The following is a 23,991-nucleotide window of genomic DNA, read 5'->3' on the forward strand; positions in this document are numbered from 1 at the left end:
TTACTTTTGATTTACAGAGTAAAGCGTTGAGATTATCTATCTTCCAAGTAGATTATTGTATTTGAGATCAAGATCACTGATAGATACATAACTTGTGTGTATCTTTCCGCCCTCAAATTATTACGGCGGAAAATGATTAAGCCATCGCCGATAGACAGATTTCATTTTTACGGTCAGGCACCTTCCCGGGCTGAACTGGCTAAAAGCTGAATTATTTGCATTCCTCCAGGAGAAATTGATGGAAACGACTCAAACCAGCACGATTGTGTCGAAAGACTCACGTAGTGCATGGCGCAAGACAGACACCATGTGGATGCTGGGCCTTTACGGCACGGCAATCGGCGCGGGCGTGCTGTTCCTGCCAATCAACGCCGGTGTTGGCGGTATGATCCCGCTGATCATCATGGCTATCCTTGCGTTCCCGATGACGTTTTTTGCTCACCGCGGCCTGACTCGCTTCGTACTGTCTGGTAAAAACCCAGGCGAAGACATCACCGAGGTTGTAGAAGAACACTTTGGTATTGGTGCAGGTAAACTGATTACCCTGCTCTACTTCTTTGCTATCTACCCGATCCTGCTGGTTTACAGTGTGGCAATCACCAACACGGTTGAAAGCTTCATGTCTCACCAGCTGGGTATGACGCCGCCGCCGCGTGCGATTCTGTCTCTGATCCTGATTGTGGGTATGATGACCATTGTTCGCTTCGGTGAGCAGATGATCGTGAAGGCGATGAGTATTCTGGTATTCCCGTTTGTTGGTGTACTGATGCTGCTGGCTCTGTACCTGATCCCGCAGTGGAACGGCGCAGCACTGGAAACGCTGTCTCTGGACACTGCATCGGCAACCGGCAACGGTCTGTGGATGACCCTGTGGCTGGCGATTCCGGTCATGGTGTTCTCGTTCAACCACTCTCCGATCATCTCTTCTTTCGCCGTTGCGAAGCGTGAAGAGTACGGCGATATGGCAGAACAGAAATGCTCGAAGATCCTGGCATTCGCACACATCATGATGGTGCTGACCGTAATGTTCTTCGTCTTCAGCTGCGTACTGAGCCTGACTCCGGCAGACCTGGCTGCGGCTAAAGAGCAGAACATCTCGATTCTGTCTTACCTGGCTAACCACTTTAACGCGCCGATCATCGCGTGGATGGCTCCGATTATCGCGATTATCGCTATCACCAAATCCTTCCTCGGCCACTACCTGGGCGCACGTGAAGGCTTCAACGGTATGGTGATTAAATCTCTGCGTGGTAAAGGTAAGTCTATCGAAATCAACAAGCTGAACCGTATCACTGCGCTGTTCATGCTGGTAACGACCTGGATTGTTGCCACCCTGAACCCGAGCATCCTGGGTATGATTGAAACCCTGGGCGGCCCAATCATCGCGATGATCCTGTTCCTGATGCCGATGTACGCAATTCAGAAAGTACCGGCAATGCGTAAATACAGCGGTCACATCAGCAACGTATTCGTTGTCGTGATGGGTCTGATTGCAATCTCCGCAATCTTCTACTCTCTGTTCAGCTAAGTCCTTTCGCGCCGCTTTCGGGCGGCGCTTCCTCCGTTTTAACGCGATGTATTTCCTATGATTAGCGTATTCGATATTTTCAAAATCGGCATTGGCCCTTCCAGTTCTCATACCGTTGGACCAATGAAAGCGGGTAAGCAATTTACCGACGATCTGATTGCCCGTAACCTGCTTAAAGACGTGACCCGCGTGGTGGTTGACGTGTACGGCTCGCTCTCTCTGACCGGTAAAGGCCACCACACAGATATCGCCATAATTATGGGTCTGGCGGGTAACCTGCCGGATACCGTGGATATCGATTCCATCCCTGGTTTTATTCAGGATGTGAATACTCATGGTCGCCTGATGTTGGCAAACGGTCAGCACGAAGTGGAGTTCCCGGTTGATCAGTGCATGAACTTCCATGCCGATAACCTTTCTCTACATGAAAACGGCATGCGCATTACCGCGCTGGCGGGCGATAAAGTCGTTTACAGTCAGACTTACTACTCTATCGGCGGTGGCTTTATCGTTGATGAAGAACATTTTGGTCAGCAGGATAGCGCACCGGTTGAAGTTCCTTATCCGTACAGTTCCGCTGCCGATCTTCAAAAACATTGTCAGGAGACCGGGCTGTCACTCTCTGGTCTGATGATGAAAAACGAGCTGGCGCTGCACAGCAAAGAAGAACTGGAACAGCACCTGGCGAATGTCTGGGAAGTAATGCGTGGCGGTATTGAGCGCGGTATTGCCACCGAAGGCGTTTTGCCAGGCAAACTGCGCGTTCCACGCCGCGCTGCGGCACTGCGCCGGATGCTGGTTAGCCAGGATAAAACCACCACTGATCCGATGGCAGTTGTTGACTGGATCAACATGTTTGCGCTGGCAGTGAACGAAGAGAACGCTGCGGGCGGTCGCGTGGTGACTGCGCCGACTAACGGTGCGTGCGGGATTATCCCGGCAGTGCTGGCGTACTACGACAAGTTTATCCGCGAAGTGAACGCTAACTCACTGGCTCGTTACCTGCTGGTTGCCAGCGCGATTGGTTCTCTTTATAAGATGAACGCCTCGATTTCTGGTGCCGAAGTGGGTTGCCAGGGTGAAGTTGGCGTGGCGTGCTCTATGGCGGCAGCTGGTCTGGCAGAATTGTTAGGCGCAAGCCCGGCGCAGGTGTGCATCGCGGCGGAAATCGCCATGGAACACAACCTCGGTCTGACTTGTGACCCGGTTGCTGGACAAGTTCAGGTACCGTGCATTGAGCGTAACGCCATTGCGGCAGTAAAAGCGGTGAACGCTGCACGTATGGCGCTACGCCGTACCAGCGAACCACGTGTCTGCCTCGATAAAGTTATCGAAACCATGTACGAAACAGGTAAAGATATGAATGCCAAGTACCGCGAAACCTCTCGTGGTGGCCTGGCGATGAAGATTGTTGCCTGCGATTAATCGCTCTCCAGAGGCCTCGATTTGCGAGGCCTCTTCCCGTTTTCTCATCCAGCCGTAGCCTCTTCCAGTAGTGAATGTTACCCTTATCACCTGATCTTTAAGGGGGTTATCGTGGCTGTTCATTTGCTTATTGTCGATGCACTGAATCTTATCCGTCGCATTCATGCCGTTCAGGGTTCGCCCTGTGTCGAAACCTGCCAGCACGCGCTCGATCAGCTCATTATGCACAGCCAGCCAACCCACGCGGTCGCCGTTTTTGATGATGAAAACCGCAGTAGCGGCTGGCGTCATCAGCGTTTACCAGATTACAAAGCGGGTCGACCACCAATGCCGGAAGAGTTGCACAACGAAATGCCTGCATTACGCGCCGCCTTTGAGCAACGAGGCGTCCCGTGCTGGTCAGCCAGCGGCAACGAAGCCGATGACTTAGCCGCCACGCTGGCGGTCAAAGTAACTCAGGCCGGGCATCAGGCAACGATTGTTTCGACAGATAAAGGCTACTGCCAGTTACTTTCACCTACATTACGTATTCGTGATTACTTCCAGAAACGTTGGCTGGATGCACCATTTATTGATAAAGAATTTGGCGTTCAACCGCAGCAGTTACCCGATTACTGGGGGCTGGCGGGGATCAGCAGTTCAAAGGTGCCAGGCGTTGCGGGGATTGGCCCCAAAAGCGCCACGCAGTTGCTGGTCGAGTTTCAGAGTCTGGAAGGGATCTATGAGAATCTGGATGCGGTTGCCGAAAAGTGGCGCAAGAAATTAGAAATGCATAAAGAGATGGCATTTCTGTGCCGCGATATTGCCCGCTTACAGACTGATTTGCATATCGACGGCAATTTACAGCAATTGCGGTTGGTACGGTAACGGCGTGCCGGATACGGCGCAAACGTCGCATCCGGCATCGTCACATCAGCGCAATTACCAGGCGGTATGGTAAAGCGCTACAATATCCTCAAGCGTTGCTTCACGCGGGTTGCCACCGGTACAAACATCGTCCAGAGCCGCCTGCGCCAGTGCCGGAATGTCTTCCTTGCGTACACCAACATCACGCAAATGTGGCGGAATACCGACATCACGGTTGAGAGCAAATACCGCTTCAACAGCGGCATTACGCGCGTCTTCCAGGCTCAAACCTTCCACTTTTACGCCCATTACACGCGCAATATCGCGGTACTTCTCACCGGTAAAGTCAGCGTTATAGCGCATGACATGCGGTAACAGGATGGCGTTCGCAACACCGTGTGGCGTGTTGTAAAACGCGCCCAGCGGATGCGCCATACCATGCACCAGCCCTAACCCAACATTCGAGAAGCCCATACCCGCAACATACTGCCCGAGCGCCATTTCTTCTCCGGCATCCTTATCACCAGCAACCGATCCTCGTAGCGCCCCAGCAATAATTTCAATCGCTTTAATGTGCAGCGCATCGGTTAGCGCCCACGCACCACGAGTAATATACCCCTCAATAGCATGAGTGAGCGCATCGACACCCGTCGCGGCTTTCAGCGCAGGCGGCATACCATCCATCATGTCAGCGTCAATAAATGCCACCTGCGGGATATCATGCGGATCAACACAAACGAACTTGCGTCGTTTTTCTTCGTCAGTGATCACATAGTTAATGGTCACTTCTGCCGCAGTGCCTGCTGTGGTGGGGATTGCCAGAATCGGTACACTGGGTTTATTGGTCGGGGAAAGCCCTTCCAGACTGCGCACATCGGCGAATTCCGGGTTGTTGCTGATGATGCCAATCGCTTTACACGTGTCCTGTGGAGAACCACCACCAATAGCGATCAGGTAATCCGCACCGCTACTCTGGAATACACCAAGCCCTTCTTTGACGACAGTAATTGTCGGGTTGGGCACTACACCATCGTAAATCGCCCATGCCAGCCCTGCAGCATCCATCTTATCGGTCACTTTCGCCACCACGCCGCATTGCACCAGCGTTTTATCGGTGACGATCAGCGCCTTCTGATAACCACGGCGTTTCACCTCCTCAGTTAAGGCCCCAACAGCTCCCCGACCAAACCATGCCGTTTCGTTCAGAATCATTCTGTTAGCCATCATCCTGCTCCTTTTTGCTTTACGAAATTACTCTTCAATCCGTAACCCGTAGGTTTTGAATTTCTCCAGCACTACGGCAATCTCTTCATCGCTCAGCACTGGCACCGGGTCCGTAATCGCCAGGGTCGTCAGGTAAAGCTGCGCCAGCACTTCAACTTCATGCGCCAGCCATAACGCTTTCTCCAGATTCACCTCACAAGCGATAAGCCCATGATGTTGTAACAAAGTTGCCTTACGGTTTTTGAGAGCCAGCGCAACATGTTCAGAAAGTTCCCGAGTTCCAAAGGTCGCATAAGGCGCGCAAGGAATAGAATTACCGCCAGCCGCCGCAATCATGTAGTGAATAGCGGGGATAGGTCGGTTAAGAATGGAAACTGCCGTGCAATGAACGGCATGATTGTGAACAACCGCGTTGGCATCCGGTCTGCTTTGATAGGCCGCCATATGGAAACGCCATTCGCTTGAGGGAAGCTTTCCTTCCTCATGTTTACCGTTGCCATCAATAAAGACAATATGCGACTCCGTCAGTTTTTCATACGGAATGCCTGTAGGCGTAATCAGCATCCCATCCTGATAACGTACACTGACGTTACCCGCTGTTCCCTGATTCAGTCCCAGGCGGGTCATTTCCAGGCAAGTGTCAATAATCTGACGAGCAAGTTTATTTCGTTCCATTAGCTACCTCTCTCTGATTCAAAACAGGGCAATAATGTTGTTCCTTTCACACTATTGAATTAGCCGTTTAATTACCCACCATCTTCTTCCTGATTAACCGGAAAGAAATTCACAAGCTTATATTTTGTGACCTGGCTCAACTAATCACAGTAAATAACTGCAAGTTCTCTTTTTATAACCCCGTTAAAAATGACCGCTCTTAAAAATATTTATCAAAACGGTCATTTTTCCATTTCCCCTCGCCAGAAATGCCCGTTTTCGGCATAAACAATTAATACGGTCATCTGGTTTGTGTTTTTTATGATTTATTTTCTGAAACGGGCATGAAATTTCGATTATTAAAGTGATGGTAGTCACATAAAGTCACCTCCCAGCTAATAAGTGTGACCGTCGTCATATTACAGAGCGTTTTTTATTTGAAAATGAATCCATGAGTTCATTTCAGACAGGCAAATATTCACTGATATGAAGCCCGAACTCGCTGGTTTTGCACTTTTGAAAACATAACCGATTACGTGCTTAAGCTTCTGAACCTAAGAGGATGCTATGGGAAACACATCAATACAAACGCAGAGTTACCGTGCGGTAGATAAAGATGCAGGGCAAAGCAGAAGTTACATTATTCCATTCGCGCTGCTGTGCTCACTGTTTTTTCTTTGGGCGGTAGCCAATAACCTTAACGACATTTTATTGCCTCAATTTCAGCAGGCTTTTACGCTGACAAACTTTCAGGCAGGTCTGATCCAATCGGCCTTTTACTTTGGTTATTTCATTATCCCAATCCCTGCCGGGATATTGATGAAAAAACTCAGTTATAAAGCAGGGATTATTACCGGATTGTTTTTATATGCCTTCGGCGCTGCATTATTCTGGCCCGCCGCAGAAATAATGAACTACACCTTATTTTTAATTGGCCTATTTATTATTGCAGCCGGATTAGGTTGTCTGGAAACTGCCGCAAACCCTTTCGTTACGGTATTAGGACCAGAAAGCAGCGGTCACTTTCGCTTAAATCTTGCGCAAACATTTAACTCATTTGGCGCAATTATTGCGGTTGTCTTTGGGCAAAGTCTTATTTTGTCTAACGTGCCACATCAATCGCAAGACGTTCTCGATAAAATGTCACCAGAGCAATTGAGTGCGTATAAACACAGCCTGGTATTATCGGTACAGACACCTTATATGATCATCGTGGCTATCGTGTTACTGGTCGCCCTGCTGATCATGCTGACGAAATTCCCGGCATTGCAGAGTGATAATCACAGTGACGCCAAACAAGGATCGTTCTCCGCATCGCTTTCTCGCCTGGCGCGTATTCGCCACTGGCGCTGGGCAGTATTAGCGCAATTCTGCTACGTCGGCGCGCAAACGGCCTGCTGGAGCTATTTGATTCGCTACGCTGTAGAAGAAATTCCAGGTATGACCGCAGGCTTTGCCGCTAACTATTTAACCGGAACCATGGTGTGCTTCTTTATTGGTCGTTTCACCGGCACCTGGCTCATCAGTCGCTTCGCACCACACAAAGTCCTGGCAGCCTACGCATTAATCGCTATGGCACTGTGCCTGATCTCAGCCTTCGCTGGCGGTCATGTGGGTTTAATAGCCCTGACTTTATGCAGCGCCTTTATGTCGATTCAGTACCCAACAATCTTCTCGCTGGGCATAAAGAATCTCGGCCAGGACACCAAATACGGCTCGTCCTTCATCGTTATGACCATTATTGGCGGCGGTATTGTCACTCCGGTCATGGGTTTTGTCAGTGACGCGGCGGGCAACATCCCCACAGCCGAACTGATCCCCGCACTCTGCTTCGCGGTCATCTTTATCTTTGCCCGTTTCCGTTCTCAAACGGCAACTAACTGAACATATTTTCCGAATAAAGTGAGGAATCTGTAATGAAAAAAATCAGCTTACCGAAAATTGGTATCCGCCCGGTTATTGACGGTCGTCGCATGGGTGTTCGTGAGTCGCTTGAAGAACAAACAATGAATATGGCGAAAGCTACGGCCGCACTGCTGACCGAGAAACTGCGCCATGCCTGCGGAGCTGCCGTCGAGTGTGTCATTTCCGATACCTGTATCGCGGGTATGGCTGAAGCTGCTGCTTGCGAAGAAAAATTCAGCAGCCAGAATGTAGGCCTCACCATTACGGTAACGCCTTGCTGGTGCTATGGCAGTGAAACCATTGACATGGACCCTACCCGCCCGAAAGCCATTTGGGGCTTTAACGGCACTGAACGCCCAGGCGCTGTTTACCTCGCCGCAGCTCTGGCAGCTCACAGTCAGAAAGGTATCCCGGCATTCTCCATTTACGGTCATGACGTTCAGGATGCCGATGACACATCGATTCCTGCCGACGTTGAAGAAAAACTGCTGCGCTTTGCCCGCGCCGGTTTGGCAGTCGCCAGTATGAAAGGTAAAAGCTATCTGTCGCTGGGCGGCGTTTCGATGGGGATCGCCGGTTCCATCGTTGACCACAACTTCTTTGAATCCTGGCTGGGAATGAAAGTCCAGGCGGTGGATATGACCGAACTGCGTCGCCGTATTGATCAGAAGATTTACGACGAAGCAGAACTGGAAATGGCGCTGGCCTGGGCTGATAAAAACTTCCGCTATGGCGAAGATGAAAATAACAAACAGTATCAACGCAATGCCGAGCAAAGCCGCGCAGTTCTACGCGAAAGTTTACTGATGACGATGTGTATCCGCGACATGATGCAAGGCAACAGCAAACTGGCCGATATTGGTCGCGTGGAAGAATCTCTTGGTTACAACGCCATCGCTGCGGGCTTCCAGGGGCAACGTCACTGGACCGATCAATATCCAAATGGCGACACCGCCGAAGCGATCCTCAACAGTTCATTTGACTGGAATGGCGTACGCGAACCCTTTGTCGTGGCGACCGAAAACGACAGTCTTAACGGCGTGGCAATGCTAATGGGTCACCAACTCACCGGCACCGCTCAGGTATTTGCCGATGTGCGTACCTACTGGTCACCAGAAGCAATTGAGCGAGTAACGGGGCATAAACTGGACGGACTGGCAGAACACGGCATCATCCACTTGATCAACTCCGGTTCTGCTGCGCTGGACGGATCCTGTAAACAACGCGACAGCGAAGGTAAACCGACGATGAAGCCGCACTGGGAAATCTCTCAGCAAGAGGCTGACGCTTGCCTCGCCGCGACCGAATGGTGCCCGGCTATCCACGAATATTTCCGTGGCGGTGGTTACTCTTCCCGCTTCCTTACTGAAGGCGGTGTCCCGTTCACCATGACCCGTGTCAACATCATCAAAGGCCTGGGACCGGTACTGCAAATCGCGGAAGGCTGGAGCGTTGAGTTACCGAAGGATGTGCATGACATCCTCAACAAACGCACCAACTCAACCTGGCCAACCACCTGGTTTGCACCGCGCCTCACCGGTAAAGGGCCGTTTACGGATGTGTACTCGGTAATGGCGAACTGGGGCGCTAACCACGGGGTTCTGACCATCGGCCACGTTGGCGCTGACTTTATCACTCTCGCCTCCATGCTGCGTATCCCGGTATGTATGCATAACGTTGAAGAGACCAAAGTGTATCGTCCTTCTGCCTGGGCCGCGCACGGCATGGATATTGAAGGCCAGGATTACCGCGCTTGCCAGAACTACGGCCCGTTGTACAAGCGTTAATACATTACTCCCTGATGTGATGCCCGGTCGCCCCGGCTTCCGGGCCTGAACAAGCAAGAGTGGTTAGCCGGATAAGCAATGTTATCCGGCTATATTGCAGGAGCGATTATGAAACAAGAAGTTATCCTGGTACTCGACTGTGGCGCGACCAATGTCAGGGCCATCGCGGTTAATCGGCAGGGAAAAATTGTTGCCCGCGCCTCAACGCCTAATGCCAGCGATATCGCGATGGAAAACAACACCTGGCACCAGTGGTCTTTAGACGCCATTTTGCAACGCTTTGCTGATTGCTGTCGGCAAATCAATAGTGAACTGACTGAATGCCACATCCGCGGTATCGCCGTCACCACCTTTGGTGTGGATGGCGCTCTGGTAGATAAGCAAGGCAATCTGCTCTATCCGATCATTAGCTGGAAATGTCCGCGAACAGCAGCGGTAATGGACAATATTGAACGGTTGATCTCCGCACAGCAGTTGCAGGCTATTTCTGGCGTCGGAGCCTTTAGTTTCAATACGTTATATAAATTGGTGTGGTTGAAAGAAAATCATCCACAACTGCTGGAACGCGCGCACGCCTGGCTCTTTATTTCGTCGCTGATTAACCACCGTTTAACCGGCGAATTCACTACTGATATCACGATGGCCGGAACCAGCCAGATGCTGGATATCCAGCAACGCGATTTCAGTCCGCAAATTTTACAAGCCACCGGTATTCCGCGCCGACTCTTCCCTCGTCTGGTGGAAGCGGGTGAACAGATTGGTACGTTACAGAACAGCGCCGCAGCAATGCTCGGCTTACCCGTTGGCATACCGGTGATTTCCGCAGGTCACGATACCCAGTTCGCCCTTTTTGGCGCTGGTGCCGAACAAAATGAACCCGTGCTCTCTTCCGGTACATGGGAAATTTTAATGGTCCGTAGCGCCCAGGTTGATACTTCGCTGTTAAGTCAGTACGCCGGTTCGACCTGCGAACTGGATAGTCAGGCAGGGTTGTATAACCCAGGTATGCAATGGCTGGCATCCGGCGTGCTGGAATGGGTGAGAAAACTGTTCTGGACTGCTGAAACGCCCTGGCAAATGTTGATTGAAGAGGCTCGTCTGATCGCGCCTGGCGCGGATGGCGTGAAAATGCAGTGTGATTTATTGTCGTGTCAGAACGCTGGCTGGCAAGGAGTGACGCTCAATACCACGCGCGGACATTTCTATCGCGCGGCGCTGGAAGGGTTAACCGCGCAATTACAGCGCAATCTACAGATGCTGGAAAAAATCGGGCACTTTAAAGCCTCTGAATTATTGTTAGTAGGTGGAGGAAGTCGCAACACATTGTGGAATCAGATTAAAGCCAATATGCTTGATATTCCGGTAAAAGTTCTCGACGACGCCGAAACGACCGTCGCAGGAGCTGCGCTGTTCGGTTGGTATGGCGTAGGGGAATTTAACAGCCCGGAAGAAGCTCGCGCGCAGATTCATTATCAGTACCGTTATTTCTACCCACAAACTGAACCTGAATTTATAGAGGAAGTGTGAAATGCTGAAAACAATTTCGCCGTTAATTTCTCCCGAACTATTGAAAGTGCTGGCAGAGATGGGACATGGAGATGAAATTATTTTTTCCGATGCTCACTTTCCCGCCCATTCGATGGGACCGCAGGTGATCCGTGCTGATGGCCTGTTGGTGAGCGACTTACTCCAGGCGATTATCCCGTTATTTGAACTGGACAGTTATGCACCGCCGCTGGTGATGATGGCGGCGGTAGAAGGTGACACTCTCGATCCTGAAGTAGAACGACGTTATCGTAATGCGCTTTCACTACAAGCCCCCTGTCCTGACATCATCCGCATCAATCGTTTTGCGTTTTATGAGCGGGCGCAAAAAGCCTTTGCGATCGTTATCACAGGCGAACGAGCGAAGTACGGGAATATTCTTTTAAAAAAAGGGGTAACACCGTAATCTCATACCGGTACGCCCGCATGACGCGGGCGGTTATCGAATGATGGGGTGAAAAATATGAAAGCGGCACGCCAGCAAGCGATAGTCGACCTGCTGCTGAACCATACCAGCCTGACCACGGAAGCTCTCTCTGAACAGCTAAAGGTCAGTAAAGAAACCATTCGTCGCGATCTCAATGAATTACAGACGCAGGGTAAAATTCTGCGCAATCATGGGCGCGCTAAATATATCCACCGTCAAAATCAAGACAGTGGCGATCCCTTTCACATCCGGCTGAAAAGCCATTATGCGCATAAAGCAGATATCGCGCGCGAAGCGCTCGCGTGGATTGAAGAAGGGATGGTGATAGCCTTAGACGCCAGTTCAACTTGCTGGTATCTGGCACGCCAGTTGCCTGACATCGACATTCAGGTCTTCACCAATAGCCATCCGATTTGCCATGAACTCGGTAAACGTGAACGCATTCAACTGATCAGTTCCGGCGGCACACTTGAGCGCAAATATGGCTGTTACGTCAATCCCTCGCTGATTTCCCAACTTAAATCGCTGGAAATCGATCTGTTTATTTTTTCTTGTGAAGGGATCGATAGCAGCGGTGCACTGTGGGACTCCAATGCCATCAACGCTGATTACAAATCGATGCTATTAAAACGTGCCGCGCAATCGTTGTTATTGATTGATAAAAGTAAATTTAATCGTTCAGGGGAAGCCCGCATCGGGCATCTGGATGAGGTCACGCACATTATTTCTGATGAGCGCCAGGTTGCGGCTTCTTTGGTAACAGCCTGACGGAAAGGGTAGCAGGCCGGAGACGACGCCCCGGCCTTGCCTGTTATCGCTCGTCGCGACGGCCTCCCACCGCAGCCCAGATGCGGCGGACATGCACCGTCACTTCTTCACGATCGTGATACAACTGTCGCGCCTGAATCTGAGCATTTATGCCATGTTCATCAAGCTGTGCCTGAATATACGCCAGATTATGTGACACTTCTTCGTAGCGTTTTTTCATCGGCAGTTTGAGGTTGAAAATGGTTTCACGGCACCAGCCATTAACCAGCCACTGCGCCATCAATGCCGCAACTTTCGCCGGTTTTTCAACCATATCGCATACCATCCAGGAGATATTGCTGCGTGTCGGACGGAATTTGAAACCGTCTTCCCGCAGCCACGTCACCTGTCCGGTATCCATCAGACTTTGCGCCATCGGGCCGTTGTCGACGGAATAAACCCACATGTTGCGCTTCACCAGTTGGTAGGTCCAGCCGCCTGGGCAAGCGCCTAAATCCACCGCCCACATCCCGTTCGCCAGACGTTCATCCCACTCATCCGCCGGAATAAACACATGAAATGCCTCTTCCAGTTTGAGCGTGGAACGACTCGGCGCATCTGCCGGAAATTTCAGGCGCGGAATGCCCATATAGAACGGCGAATTATTGTTGCTGTATGAGTAACCGGTATAGCAGCAACCTGGTGCAATAAAGAATACATGCACAACCGGACGCTTCGGCGTTTCATAGTTCGCCAGCACCCCGGCATCGCGCAAGGCAGCGCGTAGCGGCACGGTGAATTTACGGCAGAATTTCAGCAACTCTTTGCTTTCGTTGGTATCGGCAACTTCAACACGCAGTTCACCGCCCTTCTCTACTACGCCCTGTAACATGCCGACAATGGGGGTAATACGATCTTCTGGCGGCAAATGCTGCAGGAGTTCCCCGACCACAAACCACTGGCGGGCAAAAATTAATGAACTGAACGGCAGCTCACGGATTAACTTATCGCCATCATCAGGTTGATAACATTCATAAATGACATAACCCGCATTCTCTTTCACGCGGGCAAAACCGAAAATTTCCCGCTGGCCGGCTTTATCGGTAATTTCTGCGGCGCACTCTTTTTCAAAGCCCGGACGGCACAGCAATACAACCTTATTCATGACTTACGCCCTTGCGCTTTAAACGGATAGCACCAACTAACATTAACGCCCAGCCCGCGAGGAAGCTCACGCCGCCAACCGGTGTGACAAATGCCCACAAACGCAGATGGGACAGCGCCAGGCAATAAAGGCTGCCGCTGAACAGCACCGTGCCTAACGCAAGGAAAACGCTACTCCAGTAAAACCAGATACTGATGCGACGCTGCATTGCCACCGCCAGACCTAAGATCGCCAGCGTATGGAACGCCTGGTATTCGAGACCGGTCTGGATCCAGCCCATCTCAACGGCCCCCATGGTTTTACTTAACACATGCGCGCCAAAAGCGCCCAGAGCCACAAAAATGAAGCCGCTAATGGCGGCAAAAATCAGCATAAAACGGCTGGTCATGGTCGTACCCTACGTAAATTATTGTTCATAACGAAAGCGGAATTTTTCTTGTTCAGCAGCGGCTTTCGCCAGGATCCATTGGCGAAAGGCGGCTATTTTACCCAGTTCTGCCTGGCTGTCATGACAAACCAGATAAAAAGCGTTTTTACTGACCAGAACATCATTAAACGGGCAAACAAGACGTCCGGCTTCAATTTCAGATTGCGCCATCACGTTATTCGCTAGCGCCACTCCCTGCCCGTGGATAGCCGCTTGCAGCACCATGGCGCTATGACTAAATATTGGTCCTTGCTGAACGTTGATATGATTTAACCCCAATTGGCGAGTATATGTCTGCCAGTCACGGCGAGACGCATCATGTAATAACGTATGTTTAGCCAAGTCTTCCGGGGTCTTCAAGGGTTTATCGCCTGTCAGCAGTAGCGGCGAACACACCGGCAATAAATATTCGGCGTAAAGTTTTTCCACCCGTAGTCCCGGCCAGTTGCCCCGACCATAGAATATCGCCACGTCAACATCATCCGCCAACTTATCTTCCTGACGATCAACCGCCTGGATGCGAACGTCAATTCCCGGATAAGCTGAATTAAAGCTGGAAAGTCGTGGAACCAACCAATGAATGGCGAAACTGGGGAGTAAACTGACCGTCAACGCCCCCTTGGCGCTACGGGCCTGGAGTTTACGTGTCGCTTCGGTTAATTGCGAAAATATCTCTTTGATATCGAGGAAATAGCTTTGCCCTTCCTCGGTCAGCAGGAGTGAACGATTACGGCGGCGGAACAGTTTTAGCCCCAGAAAATCCTCAAGAGACTTGATTTGATGACTTACTGCGGCCTGAGTCACAAAAAGCTCTTCTGCTGCGCGAGTGAAACTTAAATGGCGTGCTGCGGCATCAAAAACTCGTAAGGCATTTAGCGGTGGTAATCGTTTAGACATGGCTTTTAAACTTTGATGTTAAATGAATTTAACAATTAGATCACTCTGTGTAACCTATTAGTTTTTTTAATCTGAGCCATTATAAATTGTCCGTTGAGCTTCTACCAGCAAATACCTATAGTGGCGGCACTTCCTGAGCCGGAACGAAAAGTTTTATCGGAATGCGTGTTCTGGTGAACTTTTGGCTTACGGTTGTGATGTTGTGTTGTTGTGTTTGCAATTGGTCTGCGATTCAGACCATGGTAGCAAAGCTACCTTTTTTCACTTCCTGTACATTTACCCTGTCTGTCCATAGTGATTAATGTAGCACCGCCTAATTGCGGTGCTTTTTTTTACCTTGCGATCGCGAATTACTGATCCAGTTCGACCATCTCTTTCACGTCGGTACGGTTGATCTGCTGTTTGTTGCCATTAGCGTCTTTATACGAAATCATACCGGTATCGTTATCAGTCTGTGGTTTGCCGTCAGAGACGATGGTACGTCCGTCATTGGTGTGCATCACATAGTTCGAACCGGAACAGGCGCTCAGGGCAAAAGTCAGCATACAGGCAGAAATAATTGCGGCAGTCTTTTTCATCATCTTCTCCTTAAAGCGATTAATAAATCTTAATAGTATTGATTAACAGGCTAAAATTAACGCCTAACACTATTTAGCATATGTTACTTACGCGGCTTCGCCAGGATATCCAGATAATTCTGATGGTTAGCACTCTCCTTGTATCAAAGTGAATTTTGCGTCACGATCGGTGCATCAAGCCGAGGAGTACCATGAACGTTTTTAATCCCGCGCAATTTCGCGCCCAGTTTCCCGCGCTACAGGATGCGGGCGTCTATCTCGACAGTGCCGCGACCGCGCTTAAACCTGAAGCCGTGGTTGAAGCAACCCGACAGTTTTACAGCCTGAGCGCCGGAAACGTCCATCGTAGCCAGTTTGCCGAGGCCCAACGCCTGACCGCGCGTTACGAAGCTGCACGGGAAAAAGTGGCGCTATTACTGAATGCACCAGATGACAAAACTATCGTCTGGACGCGCGGCACCACTGAATCCATCAACATGGTGGCGCAATGCTATGCCCGTCCGCGTCTGCAACCGGGCGATGAAATTATTGTCAGTGTGGCAGAGCATCACGCCAACCTCGTCCCCTGGCTGATGGTCGCCCAACAAACCGGAGCCAAAGTGGTGAAATTGCCGCTTAATGCGCAGCGGTTGCCAGATATCGATTTGTTGCCTGAACTGATTACTCCCCATAGTCGGATTCTGGCGTTGGGCCAGATGTCTAACGTCACTGGCGGTTGCCCGGATCTGGCACGAGCGATTACCTTTGCTCATTCAGCCGGGATGGTGGTGATGGTTGATGGTGCTCAGGGGGCGGTGCATTTCCCCGCAGATGTTCAGCAACTGGATATTGATTTTTACGCTTTCTCTGGTCACAAACTGTATGGCCCGACAGGGATAGGCGTACTTTACGGCAAACCAGAACTGCTGGAAGCAATGTCGCCCTGGCTGGGCGGCGGCAAAATGGTTCACGAAGTGAGTTTTGACGGCTTCATCACTCAATCTGCGCCGTGGAAACTGGAAGCAGGAACGCCAAATGTCGCTGGTGTCATAGGATTAAGCGCGGCGCTGGAATGGCTGGCAGATTACGATATCAACCAGGCCGAAAGCTGGAGCCGTAGCTTAGCAACGCTGGCGGAAGATGCGCTGACGAAACGTCCAGGCTTTCGTTCATTCCGCAGCCAGGATTCCAGCCTGCTAGCCTTTGATTTTGCTGGCGTTCATCACAGCGATATGGTGACGCTGCTGGCGGAGTACGGCATTGCCCTGCGGGCCGGGCAGCATTGCGCTCAGCCGCTATTGGCAGAATTAGGCGTAACCGGCACACTGCGCGCCTCTTTTGCGCCATATAATACAAAGAGTGATGTGGATGCGCTGGTGAATGCCGTTGACCGCGCGCTGGAATTATTGGTGGATTAATGACAAACCCGCAATTCGCCGGACATCCGTTCGGCACAACCGTTACCATAGAGACGTTACGCGATACTTTCGCGCCACTGACGCAATGGGAAGACAAATATCGCCAGCTGATTATGTTGGGGAAACAGCTTCCTGCTTTGCCAGACGAGTTAAAAGCGCAGGCTAAAGAGATTGCCGGATGCGAAAACCGCGTCTGGCTGGGGTATACCGTGGCTGAAAACGGCACGATGCATTTCTTTGGCGACAGCGAAGGACGCATTGTGCGCGGCCTGCTGGCAGTGTTGTTGACTGCCGTTGAGGGGAAAACCGCCGCCGAATTGCAGGCTCAGTCGCCGCTGGCATTGTTTGATGAGCTGGGATTGCGTGCGCAGCTTAGCGCCTCACGCAGCCAGGGGTTGAATGCGTTAAGTGAGGCGATTATCGCGGCGGCGAAGCAGGGTTAAGCGCAAAACCAGGTCGGATAAGACGTTCACGTCGCATCCGACCTGATTGTTTACCCCTGACGCGCAGCTTTCGCCATCATCTTCTTCAACGCATGAGAAACCGCAACAAAACCAAAGGTGGCGGTCACCATCGTCGCCGCGCCAAATCCAGATGCACAATCCATCCGCTTCGGCCCTTCTGCCGTGGCTTTCATCGCGCACACCGTACCGTCTGACTGCGGGTACACCAGCGCTTCGGTAGAGAACACGCAATCCACGCCGAGCTTACCTTTGCTGTTTTTCACTACACCAAAATCGCTTTTCAGGCGCTCGCGCAACTTCGCCGCCAGCGGGTCCTGAATCGTTTTAGCCAGATCGGTAACCTGAATCTGCGTCGGATCAATCTGCCCACCAGCACCACCAGTCGTGACCAGAGGGATTTTATTGCGACGACAATAAGCAATCAGCGCCGCCTTGGGTCGCACACTATCAATGGCATCAATCACGTACGAATAACCGGCACTCATATATTGTGCTACGTTATCCACCGTTACGAAGTCATCCACCACCGTTACACGGCACTCTGGGTTAATCTGGCGAATACGTTCGGCCATGACTTCCGCTTTAGCCAGCCCGACGTTATCGCGCAGCGCGTGAATTTGCCGATTGGTATTAGTGACGCACACATCATCCATATCGATAAGTGTGATTGCGCCAATACCCGTGCGCGCCAACGCTTCCGCCGCCCAGGAACCAACGCCACCGATACCGACCACACAAATATGCGCATCAGCAAACAGTTGCAACGCTTTTTCACCATACAGACGCGCAGTGCCACCAAAACGCTGACGCCATGCATCACTAATTACCACAGACATAGCACCTCAGAATTAAAAAGGGCGAGGTTATCCCTCACCCTGTCGTATCCGTCAAAACGGTATACAGAATAACACATCAGCCGCTAAAGACGTTACCTGCGCCCGGGGCGGTTTTCAGCACCCAAACACGTCCATAGTGGTTGTACCAACCTGCGCGGTGTCCGGCTTCCGGCCCGATACCTTGATAAATATCGAAGTGTTGGCCTTTGATTGCACCACCGACATCCAGCGCCACCATCAGCCGTAGTTCGTACTGACCGTTAAATTTGCCGTTATTATCCAGCAGCGGCACTTCTGCCAGTAAGGTTGTACCAGGTGGGATAATGGAACGATCGGACGCAACTGAAGCGCGACCAACCAGCGGCACCGCACTTGCCCCTTTCACCGGAGCAAAAGATTGCGGTTTAAAGAAGACGAAAGACGGGTTCTGTTCCAGCAGCTCGCGAACCTCGGCTTCACTGTGTGTTTCACCCCAGTGACGAATCGCCTGCATCGACATATCTTCTTTTTTCACTTCGCCACGGTCAATCAGCACCTTACCAATACTGCGATAGGCATGACCATTCTTTCCGGCATAGCTGAAGAAGTTAAGCGGACTGCCATCACCAAAATCGATATACCCGCTACCCTGCACATCCATAATGAAGTTATCCATCAGAGAGTTGCTGTAAGCGAGGATGTATTTATCGCTCAATGCTCCCGCGTAGATCTCCGCACGAGACGGCAGACGACCACGTTTTGGCGGCATACGGTAAATAGGATACTGGAACTCGCCCTGACGGGTATGGCGCGCCTGAATGACAGGCGTGTAATAGCCCGTAAACTGCACGTTGCCATAGTTGTCGGCACCTTCCATCTGCCAGGCGTCAATGCCGAACTGACGCATATTGCGGGTATCACCGCCTGCGCGTAGCCACTCCTGCACCGCATTATAAACATTACTCTGGTTGCCATACAGACGCGGTGACGAAGTACGGATATGGTTAATTTGCTCGGCAAAATCACCGGCGTTAATTGGCGCGCCAACGGCATCTGGCTGGTTTACCAGAGAGAAAGGCTGGGTAAATTTCCCGTCTTTATATTGCTGTCCGCGATCGGTTGGTTTGGAAGAGCAGGCGGCAAGCATTGCCACAACCGTGCCCATAAGAAGGTACTTTACCCAACGTCCTTTCATTGTTCTCTTCTTCAGTTTAAAAAATAAGGCGCAATGAAGATAACAAACCGCCGCGTTTAATGAAATGAGCAGCCTCTCCCTGACGCAAATTTTGCACAAAAAACAGGCTTTAGTGATTTGTTTTTGCTCAAAATCATACCAAATCCGTGATCTGGGTAAAAAAAAGGTTGCATGAAAACGCGAGCGGAGTATAGTGCGCATCCACGGACGCGGGGTGGAGCAGCCTGGTAGCTCGTCGGGCTCATAACCCGAAGGTCGTCGGTTCAAATCCGGCCCCCGCAACCAATTAAAATTTGATGAAGTAAAGCAGTACGGTGACGCGGGGTGGAGCAGCCTGGTAGCTCGTCGGGCTCATAACCCGAAGGTCGTCGGTTCAAATCCGGCCCCCGCAACCAATCAAAATTTGATGAAGTAAAGCAGTACGGTGACGCGGGGTGGAGCAGCCTGGTAGCTCGTCGGGCTCATAACCCGAAGGTCGTCGGTTCAAATCCGGCCCCCGCAACCAACACTTATGATGCTGATAAACCGCAATGTGTTTCACAGATTGCGGTTTTTTTGTACCTGAAATCTTCCTTAGCTGAACTCACAGCACGTTTTTTATCTCCCTTCCTGCAAAGAAATCTATTATCGACCTGGCAACGTATATCCCGGTTTGCTGGTATGACTCAACGGTGGCGGCCGCAATATGCGGCGTTGTAATGATATTCCTGGCATGTAGCAATGGGCTAAATTGCGCTAGCGGTTCAGAGCTAAACACATTCAGTGCTGCAAAAACATTTCGTTCTTCAATTACCTGAAGTAAAGCCCCCTCATCCAGCAACTTTCCCCTTGCGGCGTTGATGATAAGAGCACCATTGCGCATCATCGACAAATATTTATGACTAATGAAGTTCTCCAGCTCAGGAGAAAATGGCAAAAGAACGATGATGACATGAGACTGCATAAAGATATCTTCAATTGATACGAACTGAACTCCATCTTTGCCTGCGGCCTGGAAATCGGGTTGTTTGTCAAAAGCTAAAAGCTCAACATCAAAACCAGATAACCTTTTCGCCAGTGTTTTGCCAATATTGCCGTAGCCAAGCAGGCCAATACGTTTACCTTGTAACTCGCAGCCATGCGACTCGCCCCAATAACCATTTTGCATCGCATGATAGCTACCGGGGATATTTCTCATGCTCGCAAAAATAAGACCAATGATAAATTCCGCGACTGCATTTGAATTAATCCCAACAGCATTATTGACCACAATACCTGATTGTCGAGCCGTATGAAGATCAATATTATCAATCCCTGTCCCGAATCTCGATATTATTTTCACTCCTGGTAGTCGCGATAACGTATCCGCTTGATAACAATCTTTTCCGGCAATGACTGCGCAAATAGATTCTCGTAATACTGTGGATTCTGATTTAACCAGATGCTCCACATTATTCTTGATAATAAGGTTAAAATGATTTTCTCTTAGCAGCTTGCTGGCAGAAACACAACGCGCTGAAAAGCTGGGAACGGTGACCAGAACGTTTTTCATAGCTGACACTCACATCAATGAACGCCACCCCAAAAGATGGCGTGACCGGTTACTGTTTTATATTCTAAAATTATGAGTTTGCTTTAATACCGAGCGCACCTCCTGGATGATATAAGCCGAAATCAGCACGAGTAAACTTTTTCAATTCGGAGAGCGCAAGCGCCACCGCATCACCAACAACCAGAACGACTGTTGATGAGCATGACGGCGCTAAACCTAAATTATCCGCCTCACTTTTTACGGGAATTTCAACGGATAAATCACAACTTATCGCAAGCGATGAGCGATGACTGCGGGTAAAGGAGATCAAATAATTACCCATTTTTTTCAGACTAGGTAGTGTTGCCAGGATTTCTGTCGTCTCACCACTGTTTGAAATAAGAATAACAACATCATCTTTCGCCACCATCCCAAGATCGCCGTGTACGGCTTCAGTACCGTGAACAAAAAACGAGGGAGTTCCAGTGCTGGCAAATGTTGCGGCGAGTTTTCGGGCAATAATACCGGACTTACCGACACCAATAAAAACAACTTTCCCCTGACAAGACTGTAATACTTTAATTAAATTTGCAACCTCCGAAAGGGGGGAATCAATAACTTCTTCAACTGCTTTATGTTCGTTACGCATAAAATGTTTAATGAGATGGATAAGATCCGTGCTGTTCATTTTTATTTTCCTTGATTAATATTTTTAATTACACTCGCAAGACGCGTAAGCCCCATATATAATTTTTCTCGACCGCAGGCCAGGTTCAGACGAAGGTAGCCCTCCCCCTCCGTTCCATAGACATTCCCCGCCATAATGCCCACTTTGCCTTCATGAATTAATCGACTGTAGAATTCATCAAATGGATAACCAATAGCAGAGCAATCTATCCACGAAAAATAGCAACCATCAGCTGGCCTTACGATCAATTCTGGAGTATTTTCGTTCAGATACTGCTGGGTGAATTGAATGTTAGAGGCAATATGTGCCTTTAATGACTTTAACCATCCCTCACATTCGTTATAGGCAATAATAGTTGCAATTATATTCAGTACGGATGGGGAGTTTACAAAATCGCGATATCTTGATATCGTTCTGAACTTATGATTAAAATTATCGTCAGTTGAAATCATATACGATCCTGTTAGCGCGGGAACATTAAATGTCTTCGATATCGAATTAAACACCACTACTTTTTCTTTTTTTATTTTAAGCGCAGATGTAAAGCTACGATTAAAAACAAAATCACTGTGAATTTCATCTGAACATAACCAGACATTATGTCTTGCACAGCTTGCAGCGATTTTATGCAGATCTTCTTCCGACCAGACGGTTCCTGTCGGGTTATGAGGATTACATAATAACACCATCTTTGCGCTTTGAATCTTAAGATCAAAATCTTGCCAATTGATAGCGTAGCCCCCCTCATTTTTTATAATCAAAGAGGCTGTCAGAATATTTCTCTCACTATGTTTAATTATATCAAAAAATGCATTATAGACAGGTGTAAAAACGAGAATATTATCACCATGCGATGTCAATAACTCTATTGCTTTAGCAATGGAGTACATCACGCTTGGGCTATAGGTGATCCATTCTGGTTTGATTTCAGTTTTATATTGTTGATGATACCAATTGACTATCGCATTCAGATAGTCATCATGCTGCCAACGGCTGTACCCTAAAATCGGGTGTTCCAGACGTTTTTTTAATGCCCTGATGATAGCTTCCGGTATCGGAAGATCCATATCTGAAATAGAGAATGGTAATACATCTTTTACACCAAATCTGTCCTCGCAAAAGTCCCATTGGGTACAATATGTTCCTTTGCGGGAAATAGGAGTATTAAAAACATCCATCAGCATATCCCCATGTAGTTATCCATATCCCGACGCAAGGCGATGACTTTAGTACCGATAATGACTTGTAGGGTATTTTGATCAAGTTTAACAACCGCAATTCCGCCAGCTCTTTTTATTGCTGCCTCGTCAATCAATCCCATATCTGCGATTGTTAAACGTAAACGAGTTACGCAATTATCCAGGGATTTAATATTCTCTTTACCACCAAGTGCCTTAACCATCTGCTCCGCTGCTTGCAGCTCTGATTTATCAAGCGGTGGGATATCCGCTATAGCCGTATCCTCATGAGCGTTCAGCGTGACAGGACTGGACTCTTCACGGCCTACCGTCATCAGGTTAAATTTGAGAATAGTCCAACGGAACACAAAGTAATAAATAAAGAAATAGGCCACTTCGACACACACCGCTATTGGCCAACCTGTTCTTGTGCCACGCAATACGCCAAAGCTAATAAATTGAATCAGATCGCCAGTAAATCCCATCTTCACGCCCATATATGGCAAGACCATGTTGGCGAATCCATTCATAAAAGCATGGAAGACAAATAGCAGTGGACTGACAAATAAGAACAGAAACTCAATCGGTTCGCTGACGCCGCCAATAATGACTGTAAGCACCCCGGAAATAAGCAATGCTTTGATAGCTTTTCTGTTTTGAGCATGAGCAGTGCGATACATCGCCAGCGCGGCACCAGCCAGACCATACTGAATCATCAGTTTGCCCTGTTCCATTTTCCCCGCCAAATCCAGCGGAATGACCGCATTCTCTTTGACGTACGCCATAAACATGTTCAGGGTGCCATAATACTCTTCTCCGCCGATCACTGCCGATCCGCCGATGGGGGTAAAGCGGAAAACTGACGTCACCAGGTGATTTAAACCAAAAGGTATCGTCACGCGTTCGGCGACTGCATAGAAAAAATAGCCAACAGGACCGGAAGTTGAAATCCAGTGGCCAATGAGCATGAAAAGATTGAAAAATGGCGGCCAGATAAAAGGGATGATCAGACCAAATCCGCTCATCACAATCAGTGTAATAATAGGCACCAGGCGTGGGCCACTATAAAATCCTAATGATTCAGGAATACGTAAGTTAACGATCTTTTTATACATACTGGCGACTAATAATCCTGCTATAATCCCACCCAACACACTGGTATTGTAGGACTGGATTCCCAGAATAATGGTTTGCCCATGTGTCGACATTTGATCAGCAGCGACCAATAAGTCATGTTGTTTAAGATAAAAGTTCGTTCCCAGATGCATCGCCATGAAACCAATTAAGCCAGAAAAAGCGCCATAGGCTTTATCCTCTTTCTCTTTTAATAACCCCAGAGGTATAGCTATCGCAAACAATACAGGTAAATTGACAAAGGCAAACAAACCAAGGCTAACAATAAAATCAAGAATGGTTTTAATTACGGGAATAGCCAGTAGTGGAATTAATTTTGCCATATCATCGCTGGCTAAACCACTTCCTAGCCCTAACATCATGCCACATACACTTAGCAGAGCGATGGGATACATAAATGCCTTTCCCAGGCTCTGAAAAAAACTCCAGGCTTTCTTTTGTTTCATGCGGGTTAT

At 49.5% G+C, this 23,991-nt stretch carries 22 protein-coding genes and 3 tRNA genes; 13 read left to right on the forward strand and 12 right to left on the reverse strand.

The genetic code is table 11. The features are described 5' to 3' along the window. The first annotated feature begins 238 nt into the window (after window positions 1–238). The 3 genes from sdaC to xni all read left to right on the forward strand — a co-directional run bounded on the left by sdaC (window position 239) and on the right by xni (window position 3,820). Window positions 239–1,528, forward strand: a complete 1,290-nt coding sequence (gene sdaC / locus QUE34_RS17025; RefSeq protein WP_032303700.1) for an HAAAP family serine/threonine permease SdaC — start codon at window positions 239–241, stop codon at window positions 1,526–1,528. 57 nt (window positions 1,529–1,585) lie between these two features. Then, window positions 1,586–2,953 (forward strand): L-serine ammonia-lyase II, encoded by a 1,368-nt coding sequence (sdaB, locus tag QUE34_RS17030; RefSeq protein ID WP_000626401.1) that lies wholly within the window; start codon window positions 1,586–1,588, stop codon window positions 2,951–2,953. Between the two features lie 111 nt (window positions 2,954–3,064). Continuing rightward, window positions 3,065–3,820: a flap endonuclease Xni gene (gene xni / locus QUE34_RS17035; RefSeq protein WP_001352986.1), complete on the forward strand. Its 756-nt coding sequence runs from the start codon at window positions 3,065–3,067 to the stop codon at window positions 3,818–3,820. 54 nt (window positions 3,821–3,874) lie between these two features. Here the strand turns inward: xni and fucO are convergent, their stop codons facing one another. Together fucO and fucA are read right to left on the reverse strand one after the other, a co-directional pair. Beyond that, window positions 3,875–5,023: a lactaldehyde reductase gene (gene fucO / locus QUE34_RS17040; RefSeq protein ID WP_032303701.1), complete on the reverse strand. Its 1,149-nt coding sequence runs from the start codon at window positions 5,021–5,023 to the stop codon at window positions 3,875–3,877. Window positions 5,024–5,050: 27 nt separating this feature from the next. After that, complete coding sequence (gene fucA, locus QUE34_RS17045) at window positions 5,051–5,698, reverse strand: L-fuculose-phosphate aldolase (protein ID WP_000440775.1); 648 nt, start codon at window positions 5,696–5,698, stop codon at window positions 5,051–5,053. Window positions 5,699–6,244: 546 nt separating this feature from the next. Here fucA and fucP point away from each other — a divergent pair. From fucP to fucR, 5 genes are all read left to right on the forward strand, one after another. Beyond that, a complete protein-coding gene (fucP, locus tag QUE34_RS17050; protein WP_000528581.1) occupies window positions 6,245–7,561 on the forward strand; it encodes an L-fucose:H+ symporter permease in 1,317 nt (438 codons plus the stop codon). A 32-nt stretch (window positions 7,562–7,593) separates the two neighbouring features. After that, window positions 7,594–9,369 (forward strand): L-fucose isomerase, encoded by a 1,776-nt coding sequence (gene fucI, locus QUE34_RS17055; RefSeq protein ID WP_032303702.1) that lies wholly within the window; start codon window positions 7,594–7,596, stop codon window positions 9,367–9,369. A gap of 108 nt (window positions 9,370–9,477) precedes the next feature. Continuing rightward, window positions 9,478–10,896, forward strand: coding sequence for an L-fuculokinase (gene fucK / locus QUE34_RS17060; protein WP_032303704.1), 1,419 nt, complete (start codon window positions 9,478–9,480; stop codon window positions 10,894–10,896). Between the two features lies 1 nt (window position 10,897). Beyond that, window positions 10,898–11,320, forward strand: a complete 423-nt coding sequence (gene fucU, locus QUE34_RS17065) for an L-fucose mutarotase (RefSeq protein ID WP_000920840.1) — start codon at window positions 10,898–10,900, stop codon at window positions 11,318–11,320. A gap of 57 nt (window positions 11,321–11,377) precedes the next feature. Continuing rightward, window positions 11,378–12,109, forward strand: a complete 732-nt coding sequence (fucR, locus tag QUE34_RS17070) for an L-fucose operon activator (RefSeq protein WP_010378533.1) — start codon at window positions 11,378–11,380, stop codon at window positions 12,107–12,109. Between the two features lie 43 nt (window positions 12,110–12,152). Here fucR and rlmM read toward each other — a convergent pair whose 3' ends face one another. The 4 genes from rlmM to QUE34_RS17090 all read right to left on the reverse strand — a co-directional run bounded on the left by rlmM (window position 12,153) and on the right by QUE34_RS17090 (window position 15,155). After that, the gene (gene rlmM / locus QUE34_RS17075) at window positions 12,153–13,253 is read right to left on the reverse strand and encodes a 23S rRNA (cytidine(2498)-2'-O)-methyltransferase RlmM (RefSeq protein WP_001045520.1); all 1,101 of its coding nucleotides are present in this window, start codon (window positions 13,251–13,253) and stop codon (window positions 12,153–12,155) included. Then, on the reverse strand, window positions 13,246–13,641 hold the full coding sequence (locus QUE34_RS17080) for a DUF423 domain-containing protein (RefSeq protein WP_000203905.1): 396 nt from the start codon (window positions 13,639–13,641) through the stop codon (window positions 13,246–13,248). The genes rlmM and QUE34_RS17080 overlap by 8 nt, the downstream gene beginning before the upstream one ends. 18 nt (window positions 13,642–13,659) lie before the next feature. Then, entirely contained in the window at window positions 13,660–14,577 is a 918-nt protein-coding gene (gcvA, locus tag QUE34_RS17085) for a glycine cleavage system transcriptional regulator GcvA (RefSeq protein WP_000044394.1), read from the reverse strand. A gap of 350 nt (window positions 14,578–14,927) precedes the next feature. Then, complete coding sequence (locus tag QUE34_RS17090) at window positions 14,928–15,155, reverse strand: YgdI/YgdR family lipoprotein (protein ID WP_000750398.1); 228 nt, start codon at window positions 15,153–15,155, stop codon at window positions 14,928–14,930. A 191-nt stretch (window positions 15,156–15,346) separates the two neighbouring features. Here QUE34_RS17090 and csdA point away from each other — a divergent pair, with 191 nt between their 5' ends. Together csdA and csdE are read left to right on the forward strand one after the other, a co-directional pair. After that, a complete protein-coding gene (gene csdA / locus QUE34_RS17095; RefSeq protein WP_032303707.1) occupies window positions 15,347–16,552 on the forward strand; it encodes a cysteine desulfurase CsdA in 1,206 nt (401 codons plus the stop codon). Then, window positions 16,552–16,995, forward strand: coding sequence for a cysteine desulfurase sulfur acceptor subunit CsdE (gene csdE / locus QUE34_RS17100; RefSeq protein WP_032303708.1), 444 nt, complete (start codon window positions 16,552–16,554; stop codon window positions 16,993–16,995). The genes csdA and csdE overlap by 1 nt, the downstream gene beginning before the upstream one ends. Before the next feature lie 50 nt (window positions 16,996–17,045). Here csdE and tcdA read toward each other — a convergent pair whose 3' ends face one another. After that, the gene (gene tcdA, locus QUE34_RS17105; RefSeq protein WP_000117731.1) at window positions 17,046–17,852 is read right to left on the reverse strand and encodes a tRNA cyclic N6-threonylcarbamoyladenosine(37) synthase TcdA; all 807 of its coding nucleotides are present in this window, start codon (window positions 17,850–17,852) and stop codon (window positions 17,046–17,048) included. A gap of 76 nt (window positions 17,853–17,928) precedes the next feature. Then, window positions 17,929–19,026, reverse strand: coding sequence for a murein transglycosylase A (gene mltA, locus QUE34_RS17110; RefSeq protein ID WP_000678652.1), 1,098 nt, complete (start codon window positions 19,024–19,026; stop codon window positions 17,929–17,931). Window positions 19,027–19,234: 208 nt separating this feature from the next. On the opposite strand from mltA, the gene QUE34_RS17115 reads away from it, so the two are divergent. The 3 genes from QUE34_RS17115 (at window position 19,235) to QUE34_RS17125 (ending at window position 19,531) form a co-directional block, all read left to right on the forward strand. Beyond that, a tRNA-Met gene (locus QUE34_RS17115) sits at window positions 19,235–19,311 on the forward strand. Window positions 19,312–19,344: 33 nt separating this feature from the next. Beyond that, window positions 19,345–19,421 (forward strand) — tRNA-Met (locus QUE34_RS17120). A gap of 33 nt (window positions 19,422–19,454) precedes the next feature. After that, window positions 19,455–19,531: transfer RNA gene (locus QUE34_RS17125), tRNA-Met, on the forward strand. A gap of 78 nt (window positions 19,532–19,609) precedes the next feature. Here the strand turns inward: QUE34_RS17125 and QUE34_RS17130 are convergent. From QUE34_RS17130 to QUE34_RS17145, 4 genes are all read right to left on the reverse strand, one after another. Continuing rightward, entirely contained in the window at window positions 19,610–20,557 is a 948-nt protein-coding gene (locus QUE34_RS17130) for a phosphoglycerate dehydrogenase (protein WP_105268696.1), read from the reverse strand. 70 nt (window positions 20,558–20,627) lie between these two features. Beyond that, window positions 20,628–21,224, reverse strand: coding sequence for a KpsF/GutQ family sugar-phosphate isomerase (locus tag QUE34_RS17135; RefSeq protein WP_001089172.1), 597 nt, complete (start codon window positions 21,222–21,224; stop codon window positions 20,628–20,630). A 2-nt stretch (window positions 21,225–21,226) separates the two neighbouring features. Beyond that, window positions 21,227–22,402: a MalY/PatB family protein gene (locus QUE34_RS17140; RefSeq protein WP_000382401.1), complete on the reverse strand. Its 1,176-nt coding sequence runs from the start codon at window positions 22,400–22,402 to the stop codon at window positions 21,227–21,229. After that, entirely contained in the window at window positions 22,402–23,982 is a 1,581-nt protein-coding gene (locus tag QUE34_RS17145) for a PTS transporter subunit EIIC (RefSeq protein ID WP_032303710.1), read from the reverse strand. Before QUE34_RS17145 ends, QUE34_RS17140 begins: the two co-directional genes overlap by 1 nt. Between the last annotated feature and the right edge of the window lie 9 nt (window positions 23,983–23,991).

This window comes from Escherichia sp. KS167_9B (genome assembly GCF_030295215.1).
In the GTDB taxonomy this organism is placed as follows: Bacteria; Pseudomonadota; Gammaproteobacteria; order Enterobacterales; family Enterobacteriaceae; genus Escherichia; species Escherichia coli_F.